Origin of the sequence: Enterobacteriaceae endosymbiont of Macroplea mutica (assembly GCF_012571345.1) — a bacterium.
Taxonomy (GTDB): Bacteria; Pseudomonadota; Gammaproteobacteria; order Enterobacterales; family Enterobacteriaceae.
On sequence record NZ_CP046218.1, the window covers coordinates 94,866 to 113,551 of the forward strand.

At 22.0% G+C, this 18,686-nt stretch carries 19 protein-coding genes and 1 tRNA gene; 12 read left to right on the forward strand and 8 right to left on the reverse strand.

All coding sequences use genetic code 11. The features are described 5' to 3' along the window. Window positions 1-6 precede the first annotated feature (6 nt). The 5 genes from GJT87_RS00490 to GJT87_RS00510 all read right to left on the reverse strand — a co-directional run bounded on the left by GJT87_RS00490 (window position 7) and on the right by GJT87_RS00510 (window position 4,916). Entirely contained in the window at window positions 7-597 is a 591-nt protein-coding gene (locus GJT87_RS00490) for a glutamine amidotransferase-related protein (RefSeq protein ID WP_168895477.1), read from the reverse strand. Window positions 598-615: 18 nt separating this feature from the next. Beyond that, window positions 616-2,163 (reverse strand): anthranilate synthase component 1, encoded by a 1,548-nt coding sequence (locus GJT87_RS00495; RefSeq protein WP_168895478.1) that lies wholly within the window; start codon window positions 2,161-2,163, stop codon window positions 616-618. A 158-nt stretch (window positions 2,164-2,321) separates the two neighbouring features. Continuing rightward, window positions 2,322-3,362 (reverse strand): redox-regulated ATPase YchF, encoded by a 1,041-nt coding sequence (gene ychF, locus GJT87_RS00500; protein WP_168895479.1) that lies wholly within the window; start codon window positions 3,360-3,362, stop codon window positions 2,322-2,324. Continuing rightward, on the reverse strand, window positions 3,359-3,946 hold the full coding sequence (pth, locus tag GJT87_RS00505; RefSeq protein ID WP_168895480.1) for an aminoacyl-tRNA hydrolase: 588 nt from the start codon (window positions 3,944-3,946) through the stop codon (window positions 3,359-3,361). Before pth ends, ychF begins: the two co-directional genes overlap by 4 nt. Before the next feature lie 22 nt (window positions 3,947-3,968). Next, entirely contained in the window at window positions 3,969-4,916 is a 948-nt protein-coding gene (locus GJT87_RS00510; RefSeq protein ID WP_168895481.1) for a ribose-phosphate pyrophosphokinase, read from the reverse strand. 148 nt (window positions 4,917-5,064) lie between these two features. Here GJT87_RS00510 and prfA point away from each other — a divergent pair, with 148 nt between their 5' ends. From prfA to tyrS, 10 genes are all read left to right on the forward strand, one after another. After that, window positions 5,065-6,108: a peptide chain release factor 1 gene (gene prfA, locus GJT87_RS00515; RefSeq protein ID WP_168895482.1), complete on the forward strand. Its 1,044-nt coding sequence runs from the start codon at window positions 5,065-5,067 to the stop codon at window positions 6,106-6,108. Between the two features lie 31 nt (window positions 6,109-6,139). Next, entirely contained in the window at window positions 6,140-7,000 is an 861-nt protein-coding gene (gene prmC / locus GJT87_RS00520) for a peptide chain release factor N(5)-glutamine methyltransferase (RefSeq protein ID WP_168895483.1), read from the forward strand. A gap of 126 nt (window positions 7,001-7,126) precedes the next feature. Then, on the forward strand, window positions 7,127-8,416 hold the full coding sequence (gene thrS, locus GJT87_RS00525; RefSeq protein WP_168895484.1) for a threonine--tRNA ligase: 1,290 nt from the start codon (window positions 7,127-7,129) through the stop codon (window positions 8,414-8,416). Between the two features lie 17 nt (window positions 8,417-8,433). Continuing rightward, on the forward strand, window positions 8,434-8,982 hold the full coding sequence (gene infC, locus GJT87_RS00530) for a translation initiation factor IF-3 (RefSeq protein ID WP_246213251.1): 549 nt from the start codon (window positions 8,434-8,436) through the stop codon (window positions 8,980-8,982). 55 nt (window positions 8,983-9,037) lie between these two features. Beyond that, window positions 9,038-9,235: a 50S ribosomal protein L35 gene (gene rpmI, locus GJT87_RS00535; protein ID WP_168895485.1), complete on the forward strand. Its 198-nt coding sequence runs from the start codon at window positions 9,038-9,040 to the stop codon at window positions 9,233-9,235. A 34-nt stretch (window positions 9,236-9,269) separates the two neighbouring features. Beyond that, window positions 9,270-9,623: a 50S ribosomal protein L20 gene (gene rplT / locus GJT87_RS00540; protein WP_168895486.1), complete on the forward strand. Its 354-nt coding sequence runs from the start codon at window positions 9,270-9,272 to the stop codon at window positions 9,621-9,623. A gap of 114 nt (window positions 9,624-9,737) precedes the next feature. Next, complete coding sequence (gene pheS / locus GJT87_RS00545) at window positions 9,738-10,703, forward strand: phenylalanine--tRNA ligase subunit alpha (protein WP_246213249.1); 966 nt, start codon at window positions 9,738-9,740, stop codon at window positions 10,701-10,703. Between the two features lie 5 nt (window positions 10,704-10,708). Beyond that, complete coding sequence (gene pheT / locus GJT87_RS00550; protein WP_168895488.1) at window positions 10,709-13,207, forward strand: phenylalanine--tRNA ligase subunit beta; 2,499 nt, start codon at window positions 10,709-10,711, stop codon at window positions 13,205-13,207. Between the two features lie 55 nt (window positions 13,208-13,262). After that, window positions 13,263-13,898 (forward strand): riboflavin synthase subunit alpha, encoded by a 636-nt coding sequence (locus GJT87_RS00555; RefSeq protein ID WP_168895489.1) that lies wholly within the window; start codon window positions 13,263-13,265, stop codon window positions 13,896-13,898. Window positions 13,899-13,910: 12 nt separating this feature from the next. After that, window positions 13,911-15,191 (forward strand): tyrosine--tRNA ligase, encoded by a 1,281-nt coding sequence (gene tyrS / locus GJT87_RS00560; protein ID WP_168895490.1) that lies wholly within the window; start codon window positions 13,911-13,913, stop codon window positions 15,189-15,191. Between the two features lie 16 nt (window positions 15,192-15,207). On the opposite strand, the gene GJT87_RS00565 is transcribed toward tyrS, so the two are convergent. Then, window positions 15,208-15,281, reverse strand: a tRNA-Val gene (locus tag GJT87_RS00565). 40 nt (window positions 15,282-15,321) lie between these two features. After that, window positions 15,322-16,665 (reverse strand): MATE family efflux transporter, encoded by a 1,344-nt coding sequence (locus GJT87_RS00570; RefSeq protein WP_168895491.1) that lies wholly within the window; start codon window positions 16,663-16,665, stop codon window positions 15,322-15,324. A gap of 126 nt (window positions 16,666-16,791) precedes the next feature. On the opposite strand from GJT87_RS00570, the gene GJT87_RS00575 reads away from it, so the two are divergent. After that, window positions 16,792-17,112 (forward strand): glutaredoxin family protein, encoded by a 321-nt coding sequence (locus GJT87_RS00575; protein ID WP_168895492.1) that lies wholly within the window; start codon window positions 16,792-16,794, stop codon window positions 17,110-17,112. Here the strand turns inward: GJT87_RS00575 and rnt are convergent. Next, complete coding sequence (rnt, locus tag GJT87_RS00580; RefSeq protein WP_168895493.1) at window positions 17,109-17,759, reverse strand: ribonuclease T; 651 nt, start codon at window positions 17,757-17,759, stop codon at window positions 17,109-17,111. The genes GJT87_RS00575 and rnt overlap by 4 nt on opposite strands. Before the next feature lie 147 nt (window positions 17,760-17,906). Here rnt and minC point away from each other — a divergent pair, with 147 nt between their 5' ends. Continuing rightward, window positions 17,907-18,686: a septum site-determining protein MinC gene (minC, locus tag GJT87_RS00585; protein ID WP_168895494.1), complete on the forward strand. Its 780-nt coding sequence runs from the start codon at window positions 17,907-17,909 to the stop codon at window positions 18,684-18,686.

Here is an 18,686-nt window from a genome sequence, read left to right on the forward strand (position 1 = left end):
CTTGATTTATAATAAATAAAAACTATTTGCCCATACAATGGTTTGTTCTAATAAAATATTGCCTTTTGGAGTTAAAATCGATTCAGGATGAAATTGATAACCACATATTTTATGTTTTTCATAACGAAAACTCATAATTATATTTTTATATTTAGAATTTATAGTAAAAATTTTGGGGATATTTTTTACTATTAAAGAATGATATCTTGCAACATACATAGGATTTTTAATATTTTGGAACATATGTTTTGCATCATGTATAATTGGTGTAGCTTGTCCATGTAATATATTATTTAATGGCATAATAGTTCCATTATATAATTCTATTAGTGCTTGATATCCTAAACATATTCCGATAATAGGTATTTTCCCTATTAAAATTTGTAATAAATACGGCATATATCCTGCATTTTCTGGTAATCCAGGTCCAGGAGATAATATAAGAATAGGATTTTGTATTTGCTGAATTTTTTGTAATAATATATTTGTATTAATATTATTCCTATATATGATAACTGTATGTCCTAAACATCTTAATTGATCTACTAGATTATAAGTAAAAGAATCAAAATTATCTAAAAGAAATATATTTGACATAATCTTTATTATCCACACTTATAAAGTATAATTAATTGCATTTAATACTGCTCTAGCTTTATCAAAACTTTCTTGTATTTCTAATAATGGTTGTGAATTTAATACTATTCCTGCTCCTGCTTGTATAATAGCAATGTTATTTTGTATATACGCAGCACGTATAATAATACATGTATCTAGATCGCCATTTGCTGTTAAATAACCTATAGCACCTCCATAAGTACCTCTAGATTCTATTTCCATTTGTGCAATAAGTTCCATAGCACGTATTTTAGGAGCACCAGTTAATGTACCCATATTCATACATGCTCTATAAGCATGAAGTGCATCTAATTCTTTTCGTAAAATACCTATAACTTTTGAAACTAAATGCATCACATATTTATAACGATCTACTCTCATTAAATCTGCTATATATCTACTACCTGGAATACATATTTTAGCTAGATCATTACGAGCCAAATCTACAAGCATTAAATGTTCTGATAATTCTTTTTGATCTGTACGCATTTCTAATTCAATACGATTATCTAAATCTAAATTTAATCTACCATTAATAATGCCTCTCGCTCTTGTACCAGCAATAGGATAGATTTCAATTTTTCTAGTTCTAGCAGTAAATTTTAATGAACTTTCAGGAGAAGAACCAAATAATATAAAATCTTTATCTTGCATAAAAAACATATAAGGGCTAGGATTTAGTTCTTTTAATATTGAATATGATTTTAATGGTTGATAACATTTAATATAAAATTTTCTAGAAGGAACTACTTGAAAAATTTCTCCGAATTTAATTTTTTGCTTCATATTCATGATGATTTTATAGAAAGTTTGATCATCATAGTTACATGTATATTGTATTTTATTAAATAACTTTGTTTTGTTTTTAGTAACATCATTATTTATAACAGAAATTTGTTTATGTAATTCTAAAATTCTATTATATAATCTATAATATTCCATTTTATTTGGTATATATACAACACTTTGTAAGTAAGTATTTTTTTTTTTATGATTTACAATTAATAATGTTTCTGCCAAATAAAAACAATAATCTGGACATATTTGTTTAATGGTCTTAGGTAAATGTTCAAAATAATATATTAAGTCATAAGAAAAAAAACCACCTAAAAATATTGCATATTTATTTTTATGAGGATTATGTACTAACTGTAAAATTAGTCTTAAAATATCTAAAACAGATTGTTCTTTTAAACGTTTATCTTCATCTATAAATGTATTATTTTTAGGAAATTTTAATATTCTATGATTGCTAGTTTTTGAATTAATAATATTTTGCGGTAATCTTTTATCTAATAATAATAGTAATGCATCGCCATTATGTGAAAAAGAATCAATATATACAATATTTTTATAGGCATATATTCTTATACTACTATCAATAATTAATAAACTTTTTAAATTATTTTTATAAATGATATCTGCTGATTCTAATAATAATGTGTTTGTTTTATAACAACAAATTTTACTAAAAATAGTCGTGAGATTTTTATTATATGTAACGTTTTTTTGTATAAGTTGTAATATAGGTTTATCTTTTGTCATATTTATATTATTCACATAATAATGCGACATAAATATTTTTAGCATTATTATTTAGTTATTTAACATATATATGTATAATAACGAATAATTATACGAATTACCAAATATTTTTTATATATAAACAATATTTTAATATTATTTTGCAAGAAATATAATTTTTATATGTTAAATAAAAAATGTATTATATCACCATCATTAATAACATATTTTTTACCTTCTATTTTAATTTTCCCGAGTTTTTTTATGATGCTAATACATTTATAAGTAACATAATCTTTATACGATATAATATTAGCTCTAATAAAACCACGTTGTATATCACTATGAATTTTTTTTGCTGCATGTAGAGCAATAGTACCTTTGTTAATACTCCATGATCTAACTTCTTTACTACTAACAGTGTAAAAATTATGTAAATTTAATAAATTAAAACTAGATTGGATAATTTGATTTAAATAATTATTTTGCATGATAGTGTCTTGTGTATTGCGAGATTTTAATTTAGCACATATTGGCACAGTTAAAAATTTTTTAGCAATATGATTAATTTTAATATCAGTATTTTTTTTATTTGATTGTTTAAAATCAATGTTCACTACAATCATGATTGGTTTAATACTTAATATTTGATAATGATTCAAAATATTTTTTTCTTCGTAACTAAAATTAATCTTATTTAATAAAATTTTTTTTTCAAGGTACTTTAAACAAGTATGAAATAAATTTATTTCTTTGTGTTTAACTGATKGTTTATTTTTTAAAAATTGTATTATTAATTTTTTACATAATGTTATATCAAATTGTATTAATTCATTATGAATAATATCAATATCTTTAATAGGATCTTGAGAAGATAAATTATATATCTTAGTATCATAAAAATATTTTACAACGTGTATAATAGCATTAACTGTTGCAATATGTCTTAAAAATTTATTACCTAAACCAATACCTAAATGGGCGCCTTGTATTAATCCAGCAATATCAACAAAAGTGATAGTAGTATATATAATTTTTTTTGTATTAACTAACTTAGATAAAGTTAACAATCTAGAATCAGGTACTTTAACAATACTTATATTAGGTTTTATAGTACAAAAAGGATAATTTAATGCATCGACATTAGAATTAGTTAATAAATTAAATAAAGTAGATTTGCCAACATTTGGTAAACCAATAATACCGCATTTTAAACTCATAATGTTATCCGTGTTTTATCGTGTAAAAAATTTATTGCTGTACAATAATTGTTTGTTTGTATTAATATTTTTAACGCGCAAATACTTTTATTTATAGCGTAAAAAATTTTTTTTTGTTCTTCTATCTTTGGTTTATTTAATACAAAAATATTAGTTTGCAATTTATTATTAGGTTTCCCTATGCCAATTCGGAGTCGATAAAATTGTTGACTTTGTAAACAACATATAATATTTTTTAGACCATTATGGCCACCACTGCTCCCGCCATATTTAAATTTTGCTATACCAGGATAAAAATCTAATTCATCATGAATGATTAAAATATTATTTAAATTAATTTTATAAAATTTTAATATTAATGATATGGATTGGCCGGAATTATTTATAAAACCATCTGGTATAAATAATATGATATTTTTATTATACAAAAATAAATTACCTATATATCCTAACAAAGATTTATTTTTTTTAAATTTAATATTTAATCTTTTTGACATTTCTAACAGACAAAAAGAACCCATATTATGTCTTGTATTAATATATTTATTACCATAATTTCCTAAACCTATTATTATTTTTAACAATTTTATAATCCTTTATTAATAATTATTTAAACATTATAGAAAGTGATTCTTCATTATTTAAACGACGAATAGCTTCTGATAATATTAATGATAAAGTTAATATTCTAATATTACATAATGTCTTCATATTTTCTTGCAAAGGTATACTATCACATACTATAATTTCATCTATAACTGAATTACGAATATTTTTTGCAGCATTACCAGAAAAAATGGGATGTGTAATATATGCAAGTACTTTCTTAGCACGATGTTGTTTTAATATTTTAGCTGCTTGGCATAGTGTTCCTGCTGTATCAATTATATCATCTATTAAAATACAGTCACGATTATTTACATTGCCAATAATATGCATAACTTCTGATATATTATATTGTAATCTTCTTTTATCTATTATTATAATATCAGCACTATTAAATAATTTTTCAGATAATATACGCGCACGAACTACTCCGCCAATATCAGGAGATACAATTATAGGTTGTTGTAATTTTTGTTTATATAAATCTTGTAAAAAAATAGTGTAACTTAATACATTATTAATGGGAATATTAAAAAAACCTTGAATTTGTTCAGCATGTAAGTCTACTGTTAAAATTCTATTTACACCTACATTAGATAAAATGTCTGCTATAACTTTTGCAGTAATGGGTACTCTAGCAGACGATATTCTTCTATCCTGCCTAGCATAACCAAAATACGGTATGACTGCTGTAATTCTTGCAGCTGATGCACGTTTAAAAGCATCAATCATAATAATTAATTCCATTAAATTATCATTACTAGGGTTACATATAGATTGTATGATATAGATATCATCACCACGTACATTTTCATTAATTTGTACTAATGTTTCACCATCACTAAATTTTCCAACATATATCTTTCCTAATGGTAAAGATAAATTATTTGCAATTTGTTTTGCTAATGCCGGAATTGCATTGCCAGTAAATAATTTTATATTAAACATTATAATACCTTGAGTATGTTACATATAATTATATTTTATATAATATACAAAACATTTTTTTAAAATAAATATATTATTCAGAATTAAATAATTTACATCATTAAAATTTATATTATATTAGAATAAAATTTGATAAAAAGTATTATGTATGAAAAAATCTATCATAGATAAATTAAATTGTTTATTTAATACATATAAAAATCTTGAAAAACAATTTTTTAATAATAAAACTTATGATCAAAACTATAAAAATCTTACTACTAAGTATAATAAATTATCATTTTTAATGAAACTTTTTATGCAATGGAAAAAAATACAAAAAGATTTAAGAAATAATCAAAACTTATTACAAGATAAAGAACTACACTCTTTGGCATTAGAAGATAATCATCGTTTGCAATTATTAAAAAATAATATAGAAAAGAAAATTCAAATATCTTTATTCCCTGAAAACAACAAAGAACAACGAAATTGTTTTTTAGAAATCAGATCAGGTTCAGGAGGTAAAGAAGCAGCAATTTTTGTTAGTGATATATCTAGAATGTATATGAGATATGCAGAGTCTAAAAAATGGGAAATTGATATTATACACATTCATTATGGTGAACATGGTGGTTATAAAGAAATTATTATAAAAATTATTGGTTATAATGCATATGGCACATTAAAATTTGAATCTGGAGGTCATAGAGTACAAAGAGTGCCAGAAACAGAATCTCAAGGTAGAATACATACTTCTACATGTATTATCGCAGTATTACCAGAACTTTTAAAAAAAGAAATACCAATAATCAATACACAAGATTTAAAAATTGATACATTTAGATCTTCAGGCGCTGGTGGGCAACATGTTAATACTACGGATTCGGCAATACGTATTACACATTTACCCACTGGAATTGTTGTGGCATGTCAAGATGAAAGATCACAACATAAAAATAAATCAAAAGCATTAGCAGTATTAGCATCTAGAATTACTACTATGGAACAAGCAAAAAGGAATAAAAATACAGCATTTAAAAAGAAAACATTATTAGGATCCGGAGATCGTTCTGATAGAATTAGAACATATAATTATATTCAAAAAAGAGTAACTGATCATCGCATTAATTTAACAATATATAGATTAGAAGAAATTATGAATGGAAAATTAGACATGTTAATTGAGCCTATAAAAAAAACAATATTATAATCATTTACTTTTATTGGAGTAAATAATATTAATGATGATTAAAACATGGTTAGAATATGCTACTAATACTTTAGAAAAGTATAATATTAATAATCCGCAATTAGAAGCTGTGGTAATATTATCTGCAATTTGTAAAAAACCTAAGTATTGGATTTATACATTTAACGAATATACACTTAATAAATTTTATTTAAATAAAATTAATCAATGTTTAAAAAGAAGGATTAAAAAAGAACCTTTAGCTTACATAATAGGTTTTTGTGAATTTTGGTCTTTAAATATATATGTTACTCCAGATGTATTAATACCTAGAAAAGAAACAGAGTTAATTGTAGATGTTAGTATTAATAAAATTTATCATAATAATGTTAATAAAATTTTAGAGTTAGGTACTGGYAGTGGTGCTATATCATTTGCTATCGCCTCTAGTAATAAATTTGTTAATATCATAGCTACTGATATTTCGATGAAAGCTATTAAACTTGCTCAGTATAATTTAAAACAATTAAATTTAACAAATATTATTTTATCACAAAGTAATTGGTTTCATAAAATTTCTTATCAAACTTTTGATATTATAATTAGTAATCCACCTTATATTAGTCAACAAGAATATAAATATTATGAAGAATATTTAAAATTTGAACCTAAAATAGCTTTAATAGCAAAAAATAATGGTTTAAATAATTTTAAACATATAATTTTACATTCATATAATTATCTAAATAATTTTGGTTGGTTAATATTAGAACATGCACCACATCAAATAACATATATTATGAATTTATTCAAAAAAAAATTTTATAATATTCAAACATATATGGATTTAAATAATAAATTTAGAGTTATTTGTGCACAAAAAATTTTACATAAAATCAATGATTTTATGTAAATAAATAAAAAATTTATTGTTATATTATTAATATAAATATATTATAAAATTTTATTTATAGAAGATATATTTTAATATAAAATTGCATTAGAACCAATTACTGTGACGTATAATATATTCATGAATATGGTAAAAAATATACACCCAAACAATAGCATAAAACAAGATAAACAATATTCGCAAAAAAAAAATACATCATTATTATTAATGAGAGATCATAGACAATTAGGTAAACAATTAAATTTATATCATTTCCAAGATGAAGCTCCTGGAATGGTATTTTGGCATCATAATGGTTATATTATTTTTCAAGAACTAGAAACATTTTTAAGAAAAAAACTACAACAATATAATTATCAAGAAGTTAGAACGCCCATTATAACAGATAGTGTTATTTGGGAAAATACTGGACATTGGGAAATTTATAAAAAAGCTATGTTTATAACTTCATCAGAAAATAGACAGTATTGTATTAAACCTATGAATTGTCCAGGACATATACAGATTTTTAAACATAAATTAATGTCTTATAAAAATTTACCAATTAGAATAGCAGAATTTGGTATATGTCATAGAAATGAACCTTCTGGTTCTTTGCATGGTTTAATGAGATTACGTAGTTTTACACAAGATGATGCACATATTTTTTGTACTGAAGAACATATTACTCAAGAAATCACTAATTGTATATATATGATGTATGAAATATATAATATATTTGGTTTTAAAAAAATACGAGTGAAATTATCTACTAGACCAGACAAACGTATTGGAAATGATAATATTTGGAATTATACAGAAAATCATTTATCTAAAATATTACATAAACTTAATATTATTTTTGAATACCAAAATGGTGAAGGTGCATTTTATGGTCCAAAAATAGAGTTTTCTTTTTTTGATTGTTCTAATAGAGAATGGCAATGTGGCACCATACAATTAGATTGTTCATTATCAAAAAAATTAAATTTATTTTATATAGACCATAATAATAAACATCAATATCCTATTATTATCCATCGTGCTATATTAGGCTCTTTAGAACGTTTTATTGGAATTATTTTAGAAGAATTTCATGGATATTTACCTTTATGGATAGTACCATTACAAGTTATAATTTTAAATATTAATTCCAAACACAATAACTATATCATGAATATAGTAAATATTTTTATGCAAAATAATATAAGAATTAAGGCAGATTTAAGTAATAATAAAATTTCTTTTAAAATTAGACAGTATACTATGTTACATATACCATATATTTTCATTTGTGGTGATCAAGAAATTCAAAACAATACAATAGCTATTAGAAATTGTTTAGGAGAAAATTTGGGATTTATGAAAATACATGATATTATTAATAAAATAAAAGAAGAAATACAAAATTATAAAATAACACAATATATTATTTAGGAGAATAAAGTATTAAAATTGTTAAAAAAAAAACATCATTAACACATCCTAATAAAATAAATGAAGAAATTATTAGTGATAAAGTTAGATTAATTGGAATTAATGGTGAACAAATAGGCATAATGCAATGCGAAAATGCACTAATAAAAGCTAAAAGTGCTGGTTTTGATTTAGTCGAAATTAATGCTGGCGCCGTTCCTCCTGTATGCCGCATAATGAATTATGGAAAATTTTTGTATATTAAAAATAAAACTTTTAAAGAACAAAAAAGAAAACAAAAAATTATACATTTAAAAGAAATAAAATTTAGACCAGGGACTGATATAGGAGATTATAATGTTAAATTACGTCATGCAAAACGTTTTTTACAACAAGGAGATAAAATTAAAGTTACTCTTAGATTTAGAGGTAGAGAGATGATGCATGTCCAAATTGGTTTAACTATATTATATCGTGTAAAAAATGATTTACAAAACTTAGCTATAGTAGAGACATTTCCTACTAAAATCGAAAGCAGACAAATGATAATGATATTAATCCCTAAAAAAAATAAAGTACATATCTAAAATAATATATTATATTATTTAACTTTACATAAAAAATAATAGGATAATATTTCACATGCTCAAAATAAAAACTGTACGTAGTGTTGTAAAAAGATTTAAAAAAACTGGGAATGGTCATTACAAACATAAACAAGCTAATTTGCGACATTTATTAACTAAAAAGACCTCTAAAAATAAACGTTCATTACGACATAAAAAAATTGTTTATAAAGGAGATACAAATTCTATAAAATTATGTTTACCTTATTTATAAACTTTAGAATAGTATTCTAGGAGAATATATTATTATGGTTAGAATTAAAAGGGGTGTTGTTGCACACGCAAAACATAAAAAAATATTAAAACAAGCCAAAGGATATTATGGTGCACGTTCACGTACATATAGATCTGCTTTTCAAGCTGTTATAAAAGCGGGACAATATTCTTATAGAGACCGTCGTCAGCGTAAAAGAATGTTTAGACGATTATGGATTACTAAAATTAATGCTGCTTTAAAACAAAATAATATAAAATATAGTAATTTTATTAATATTTTAAAAAAAACAAATATCCAACTTAATAGAAAAATATTAGCAGAGATTGCTGTAAATAAAGTTCATTTTGCAAACTTAGTAACTACAATAAAACAAGATATTTCTTAATCATATATATTAAAAGACATGATATATGTACAAATATTATGTCGTAATATTATTTTTATTAAATTTAAGATATAAAAAATTATTTCTAATATGATGTTAACAAACATAATACTCATGCTAAAAAAGGATATCAGTTTTATAACAAATATCCATGATTTAAATTTATTAAAAAAAAAATATTTAGGTAACGATAGTTATCTTGTTAAACAAATCAATATATTGAAAAAACAACAAGATCATACTAAAATTATTCCTTTGTATCATTGTAAAAAAAAAATTTTTCAAATAATATTAGATTATAAACAAAAAATAGATAATAAAAATATTAATAATAGTATATCTCATGAAACAATTGATATTACTTTACCAGGAAGACTAAATAATATTGGTGCAATGCATCCTATTAATTATATTATTCATAAAACCAAAAATTTTTTTCAAAAATTAGATTTCCAAGAAATACAAGGTCCGGAAATTGAAAATTGTTATTATAATTTTGATGCATTAAATATTTCTCAATATCATTCTATACGTACAAAACAAGATACTTTTTGGATTAATAATGATATTTTATTAAGAACACAAACTTCTAATATGCAAATTAGAATTATGAAAATTATGAAACCACCTATTCGCATATTAACTTATGGCAAAGTATATCGTAATGATTATGATAATAAACATACACCAATGTTTCATCAAATGGAAGGACTATTTGTAGATAAACAAATCAGCCTAACAGATTTAAAAAATATATTATTAGACTTTATAAACTATTTTTTTCCTAAAAAATATAAAATACGTTGTAGGCCTTCTTATTTTCCTTTTACAGAACCTTCTTTAGAAATTGATATTATGGCACAAAATACAGATATGTGGATAGAAATATTAGGCGCGGGATTAATACATCCAAATGTCTTAAAAAATGTAAATATTGATTCTTATAAGTATTCTGGGTATGCTTTTGGTATTGGAATAGAAAGACTAACTATGTTATATTTTAATATAACAGATATACGTTTATTATTCGAAAATGATATACGATTTTTGCAACAATTTAAATATAATAAAAATAATTAGTTAAAATGATAAAATTTCAAATATCTTGGTTACAAGAATGGATTATGTTTAATAATATGGAATATATAATTAAACAATTAACTATGCTTGGTTTTGAAGTAGAACATATAGAATATACTAATACTATTAGTAATAGTAATATAATAAATAATATTTATATAGGTCAAATTAATAATTTCACATTATATAAGCAAAATACTAATCTTTACAAATTAAATATTAATATTAGGCAAAATGATCATATAACAATATTATCTAACGATTTTACAAATTATAAAAAAAACATGTATGTGATTTTTGCAACCAAACAATCTTTTTTATATAAAACATTATCTAAATTATCACAATATAGTTTTTTGCAATATTCAGATGGTTTACTTTGTGCTAAAAAACATTTATGGAAATATAATGCTATATATCCAAAAAAAAAATATGACATTATACTACCACAAAAAGAATATATTCTCAAAAAGGAATATTTGCATCAGTTTATTAAATTTCAAAATAGTATTTTACACGTTACTATACCATATAATCGTTATGATTGTAATAATATTATGGGTTTAGCACGCGAATTATCATCATGTTCTCAAAATATTTTTTTAAGAAAAAAAAAATATTTTATTAATAAAAAAAATAATTTAAATATACACACACTATCATCAAGAAATGTTCTTAAACCATATAATTTAAAAATTACTGAATATTTACATCAATATAATTATTGTATAATATATCATGTAAATTTACATCAACGTATACCTACTTGGATGGAAGAAAGATTACGTATTGCAGAAATACCTATATCTATGACTTATCCTTTAATGAATATTAGTAATTATATCTTATTAGAATTAGGTTATCCTGTTAATTTTTATGATGCAGATTATATCATAGGTAACATCAATATTACTTCTAATATAAAAGAACAAACAATTATTTCTAATAATAATCAAGAAATAAACATTAAAAAAAAATTAATTACAATTAATGATCAAAAAAAAATATTATCTGTTGCTGGTTTATGCCAAAATATTAATACAATACCAAAAAAAAATACAAAAAATATTTTTGTTGAAAATATTTTTTTAACACAAACATATATGAAAATATTATCAGACAATGATATGTTGCATGATCATATTATTACTCCATATGTCAAGGGATTAGACCCGCATATACAAAAAAAAGTTTTTATACGTACTATTGAATTAATTAAAAGTATTTATGGTGGTCATAATCACTGGCTCTATTTTATTAAGTTAAATCAAAAAAATATCTCTAAAAAAACTATTACAGTATATTTCCATAGAATAAATGTTTTGTTAGGATTTAATTTATCAAGAAATATTATTTTAAATATTATTAGAAAATTATATTCTAAAATATTAGAATGTAATGATAGTTTTTGTCTAGTAGAAATACCTAGTTGGCGTTATGATATTATGAATTTTGAAGATATAGTAGAAGATATTATTAGAATTTATGGTTATGATAAAATACCAATTAAAACAGATAATATAAAAGCAAGACATCATATACAAAATCATCAAATTACTAATTGCAAGTATTTATATAACACCATTAATATCAATAAAATTAAGTCTATTCTTATTTATAAAGGATATTATGAAGTCATTAATTATAGTTTAGTCAACATAAAAACACAGTTAAAATTTTTCCCTAATATTAAGAATATTAAAATATGCAATCCGATATCACAAGATATGTCTGTTATGCGTAATTCATTATTTTATGGTTTGATTAAAAACATTATGTTTAATCAACATAGACAACAAACTAGCTTACGTTTTTTTGAATATGGACTATGTTTTGACTTACAAAATAATATTAATTTACAAAATATTTCCCAAAAATATTATTTAAGTGGCATTATTAATGGTAATTATTATGATGAACATTGGAAAGTTAATAATCGTAAAATGGACTTTTATGATTTAAAAGGTGATATAGAATGTATTTTACAATGTGATAATATTAATAATATTATACACTATAAAAAAACAAATACAATTCATATATTACATCCRCAACAAAGTGCTTGGATTTATCTTAATAATATTTGTATAGGATACATGGGTGTTATTCATCCTCAAATTAATATAAATTTACAAATAAAAAATCAAACTATATTTTTTGAATTATTTTGTCATAAAATTAATATTTTATATAAACATAATGTTAATTATATTTCTAAATTTCCTATGCATCAACGAGAAATATCTTTTTTAATAAAAAAAGATATTATTTATGATGATATTATTAGTATATTAAAAAAAATAAATATAAAAGAAGTTATTAATATTAATGTATTTGATGTATATGAAGGGAGAAATATTCCTATAAATTATAAAAATATTACTTTAAGTATTAAAATACAAAGTAAAATATGCACATTACAAGAAGATGAAATAAACTATATTTTACAAAAATATATACAATCTTTAAAAGATAAATATCAAATCATATTACGTGATCATTAATATAAAATTAAAATAAAATATTTGATATAATTACTCTAAAAAGGATACTCTAAATATGTTTAACGGTATAATACAATATTTAGGGATAATTTATAATATAAAACAAACACGAAATATCACTACAATTTTTGTTAAAGTTTCTAAAAATTTTATTTTTAATTTACAGATAGGTGATTCTGTATCTAATAATGGATGTTGTTTAACTGTAACTAATATATATCATAATAATATAATAAGTTTTGATATTATTAAACATACATTAGAAATGACTACTTTTAAAACAATTAAATTAGGTGATTTAATAAATTTAGAAAAATCTTTAAAAATAAATACATATATTGGTAGTCATATTATTTTAGGCCATATAACAGATACAGCATATATTGTACGTATTACACAACATGATGTTTATATATCTATATGGATAAAACTTAATAATATAAAACACATGAAATATATTATTACTAAAGGATCTATATGTATAGATGGCGTAGGTTTAACTATAGACCAAGTATTAAAAAATAAATTTAGTGTTAATATTATTCCACAAACTTTAGCAAAAACTACACTATATTTGAAACGAATTAATAATAGTGTAAATGTTGAGATAGATATCTTTATAAAAACAATAGTACATATCACAGAAAAATTTTTAAAAAATTATCTTTATAAATTTTTTAAAAGTATATAGGATATAATAAGCATGTTAAATAATAAACAAATTGACATTTTGCACCAATTAAAATCTCGTGAAATATTATATCAAATAACTGATATAAGCAACTTACACACATTGTTGTCTAATAATAAAATTAATTTATATTGTGGTTTTGATTTAACAGCAAATAGTTTACATATAGGACACTTAATTACTATTATTACTTTAAAATATTTTCAAAAATTAGGTCATAATATTATTATATTACTAGGAGGGGCAACTAGTTTAATTGGAGATCCTAGTTTTAAACATAAACAAAGAGCAATAATTAATATTGATACAATTGACAAATGGTACAATAACATTAGTATACAATTAAAATATTTTTTTCAAGAAACTAATATTACTATAGTCAATAATTTTGACTGGTTTAATAATATGAAAGTTTTATTTTTTTTAAAAAATATTGGTCAAAATTTTTATATCAATCACATGATTAATAAAGATGCTATTAAAAATAGATTGATCAAAAATAAAGAACACAATCATCTTTCTTATACAGAATTTTCATATAATTTATTACAAGCATATGATTTTGCATTTTTATATAAAAATAATAATGTTATTTTACAAATTGGAGGTTCTGATCAGTGGGGTAATATTGTTTCTGGTATTGAATTAATAAAAAAATTATATCAATATAAAGTATATGGTTTAACTACACATTTAATCACTAGAAAAAATGGTGTTAAATTTGGTAAAACAGAGAACCAAACAATTTGGCTAGATAAAAATAAAACTACTCCATATTTGTTTTACCAATATTGGTTAAATATTAGTGATAGTATTGTTTTTAAATTATTAAAAATGTTGACTAATATTGATGTTAGAATCATTAACGAAATGAAACATAAAAAAACACATTATGATAAGCAAAAAAGTGCACAATATATATTAGCTGAGTATATGACTAATTTAGTTCATGGTGAAACAGAATTATTAATTGTTCAAAAAATTACTCATTTATTATTTGTTAAAAAATTTAGTTATTTAATAGAAAATGATTTTTATTTTTTATTAAAAAATAATATTAATAATGTTTTTTTAAATAAACAAGACTATTCTTTACAAGATATTTTAGTATGTAGTAATTTAGCCCCATCCAAAAAACAAGCTAAAAATATGATACAATCACACGCTATATATATAAATAATCAAATGATTACTGATATTAATTTTATTTGTAATATTCAATGTATAAAATTTAATCATTTTTCTTTACTAAGAAAAGGGAAAAAAAAATTTGTATTACTTTTTTGGCAATAAATTCTAAACATTAATATGCGTTCTAGAGGATTCGAACCTCTGACCATCACCATGTCATAGTGATACTCTAAACCACTGAGTTAAGAACGCAAATCCATGTTTTAATGATACAATAAAATGTGTATATAAATCAATTTTTTTGTATTGTAATTATACGATATATCATTGATGATGATGATATAGTTAAAGCAATAATAAAACCTATCCAAAAACCTGCTGGACCTATAGCATGACAAATATAATCTGTTTTAGCCAATATAAAACCTATAGGCAAGCCAATTAACCAATAAGATATAAAAGTTATATAAAATATAGATAGAGTATCTTTATATCCTTTTAAGATACCAGAACTTATAACTTGTATAGCATCAGGAATTTGATATAAAGCAGCTAAGAAAATAAGTTGTGAAGCTAAATGAATAATATTTTCATTATTATTATATAAAGATATTATGTTTTTTCTAAAGAGTATAGTAAAAACAGAATTAAAAAAACCAATAATAATACCAATAAATATTACTATCCAACTAATTTTATATGCTAATAATTTTTTATGAGAACCTAAAAAATATCCAATTCTCATTGTTACAACTTTACTTAAGGCAAAAGCCATTATATATATAAAAGAACTAAAATTTAGAGCAATTTGATGACTAATAATATTTTCTATGCCCATAGGGTAAATAAATAAAGATACTATAGTAAATAATGTTACTTCAAAAAAAATTGAAAATCCAATAGGTAAACCTAATACTAATATATTTTTTATAATTTTATAATCAGGTTTTATACATATATGCGTAATATGAATATTTTTGAAATATTGTGAATACATAATCCAAATAAAAACCATAATACACATCATCCAATTAATAACTACCATTGATAATCCGCATCCTATCCCTCCAGCTTTAGGAAAAGAATGAAATCCATATATAAAAATATAATTTAATGGTATATAACATAATATACTAATAAAACTAATTATCATAATAGGGATTGTATATAATAATCCTTCAGATAAACAACGCAGAACTTGTAATAACAAGTATGCTGGAGTAGACCATACAATAATTTTTAAAAAAAGAGATATTTTACTAGCTAATAAAGTATTTATATGCGGTAAATATGGTATAAATATACTGATTATATATATAATTAATATAACAATTATTGATAATAATATAGATAATAAGTATGCTTGCTGTATATATTTTTGAATACATACATATTTACTAGATCCATATAATTGTGAAATAATTGGTATTAATGATAATATAATGCCATGAAAAAATAATATTATAGGTGACCATATTGATGTGCTAATAGCTATTGCTGCAACATCTATATTACTAAAATAGCCTAACATAACATTATTAATAAAACTGATAGATATTTGTATGACTTGTGCAAATATTATAGGAATTGCTAAAATAAATATTTTTTTTATTTCTAAAATAGTTTTTGTATGCATAAATTGGTTTTATAGTATATGATTATAACATTATATATTATATAATATATATATTATTAATATTTATGAATATTAAATATTAAATTTTTTATTATGTTAATATTTTATTAAATAAGAGAATTAGATATGAATATTTTAGCACAAATAAAACAACAAATTATAGATAATCCAATTATTTTATATATGAAAGGCACTATCACAAATCCTCAGTGTGGTTATTCGGATAAAACCGCAAAAATAATATTAACATATCATGTAAAATGCACTTATATTAATATTTTAGATAATGATAATCTTAGAAAATTTTTGCCTAAATATGCTGATTGGCCAACTTTCCCACAACTATGGGTTAATAATAAATTAATTGGTGGGTATGACATTATATCTAATTTACATATGAATAATAAATTATTCAATATTTTACATAAAAATATTCATGATATTTAATTTTTAAAATTAATTATTTTAATTGGCGGCCAATAACCTAATTGTTGCCATACATTTATATATTTGCAAAATAATGTTGCTGTGCGATTAGCATCATATAAAGCAGAGTGTGCTTGTTGATTATCAAACGAAATGCCCATCATCTTACATGCTCTAGCTAAAACAGTTTGTCCTAAAATAAATCCGCTGAGAGTTGCTGTATCAAACATAATAAAATTATGGAATGGATTCATATGTTGCATGTTAACACGTTTTATTGATTCTAAAAGAAAACTATGATCAAAACTAACATTATGTGCTACTAAAATAGCTTTTTTACATTTATTTTTTTTAATATATTGCCATATTTCATGAAAAATTATTTTTAATGCTTCCTTTTCAGAAATTGCATAACGTAGAGCAGTATATATATTTATTTTATTAAATAATAAAGCTTCTTGAGAAATATGTGCACCTTTAAAAGGTGTAATATGAAAATGAAGAGTCTTATGTAATGATAATAAATCATCATACATTTTTAATGTTACTAAACTAATTTCTAAAATAGCATTTATCTGGGAATTAAATCCTGAAGTTTCTATATCAATAACTACAGGACATAAACCTTGGAAACGATCAGATAAATAATTGGAAAAGGTTTTATTCATATATTATTTTTTAATTTATATTATATAATACCGTAATATTTTACATCATTATATTTAATGAGTAAAATTATACTTCATAAAAAATATGTTATGGTTTAAATATGTATTATAATTATAATAACAATTATATATAAAAGGTGTCACTAAATGTCTACAGAAATCATAAAATTTAAACAAGATAATTTTATATTTTATGTAATTTATTTATATCACGTACAACCTAAAAATATATATCAAGCAATTAAAAATAGAATAAAAAATTCTATCGATTTGTTTACAAAAATTCCTGTAATAATTAATATTTCTTTTGTTACATTAAAAGAAAAAGATTGGCCAAAAATTTATGAAGCAATTTTAAAAACAGGAATTCATATTATTGGAGTTAGTGGATGCCATGATACTAATATCATAAAAGTAATTAATCGTACTGGCATTCCTATAATATATCAATATAATAATATTATCTCTAATACTAATTATATAGAACCTAAAAAACAATTAATACAAACAAAAAATTATCAAACATTAGAATTATTAATACAAACAATTAAATATAAAAAAAAAATAAATAATATTAATTTTACAAATAGTAAAATCATTGATTATCATATAAGATCCGGGCAACAAATTTATGCTCGTAATTGTGATTTAATTATCATTAATCATGTTAGTTATGGCGCAGAACTTATATCAGATGGTAACATACATATTTATGGATATATGCGTGGTAAAGCATTATCTGGTGCTAATGGTAATCAAAATTGTCAAATTTTTTGTAGTAAATTATTTGCAGAACTATTATCTATAGCAGGAGAAAATTTAATAAAAGATAATATTTCAAATGAATTTCTAGGACAAACTACAAGAATTTTTTTAAAAAATAAGAAAGTAACTATACAATTATTAAATATGAAAAAAAATATATAA

Coding starts and splice junctions, on each gene's coding strand:
- GJT87_RS00570 (WP_168895491.1), bottom strand. CDS start 16,665: ATGCATACAAAAACTATTTTAGAAATAAAAAAAATATTTATTTTAGCA.
- GJT87_RS00555 (WP_168895489.1), top strand. CDS start 13,263: ATGTTTAACGGTATAATACAATATTTAGGGATAATTTATAATATAAAA.
- rpmI (WP_168895485.1), top strand. CDS start 9,038: ATGCTCAAAATAAAAACTGTACGTAGTGTTGTAAAAAGATTTAAAAAA.
- GJT87_RS00490 (WP_168895477.1), bottom strand. CDS start 597: ATGTCAAATATATTTCTTTTAGATAATTTTGATTCTTTTACTTATAAT.
- GJT87_RS00510 (WP_168895481.1), bottom strand. CDS start 4,916: ATGTTTAATATAAAATTATTTACTGGCAATGCAATTCCGGCATTAGCA.
- tyrS (WP_168895490.1), top strand. CDS start 13,911: ATGTTAAATAATAAACAAATTGACATTTTGCACCAATTAAAATCTCGT.
- prfA (WP_168895482.1), top strand. CDS start 5,065: ATGAAAAAATCTATCATAGATAAATTAAATTGTTTATTTAATACATAT.
- GJT87_RS00575 (WP_168895492.1), top strand. CDS start 16,792: ATGAATATTTTAGCACAAATAAAACAACAAATTATAGATAATCCAATT.
- minC (WP_168895494.1), top strand. CDS start 17,907: ATGTCTACAGAAATCATAAAATTTAAACAAGATAATTTTATATTTTAT.
- rnt (WP_168895493.1), bottom strand. CDS start 17,759: ATGAATAAAACCTTTTCCAATTATTTATCTGATCGTTTCCAAGGTTTA.
- rplT (WP_168895486.1), top strand. CDS start 9,270: ATGGTTAGAATTAAAAGGGGTGTTGTTGCACACGCAAAACATAAAAAA.
- GJT87_RS00495 (WP_168895478.1), bottom strand. CDS start 2,163: ATGACAAAAGATAAACCTATATTACAACTTATACAAAAAAACGTTACA.
- thrS (WP_168895484.1), top strand. CDS start 7,127: ATGGTAAAAAATATACACCCAAACAATAGCATAAAACAAGATAAACAA.
- pheS (WP_246213249.1), top strand. CDS start 9,738: ATGCTAAAAAAGGATATCAGTTTTATAACAAATATCCATGATTTAAAT.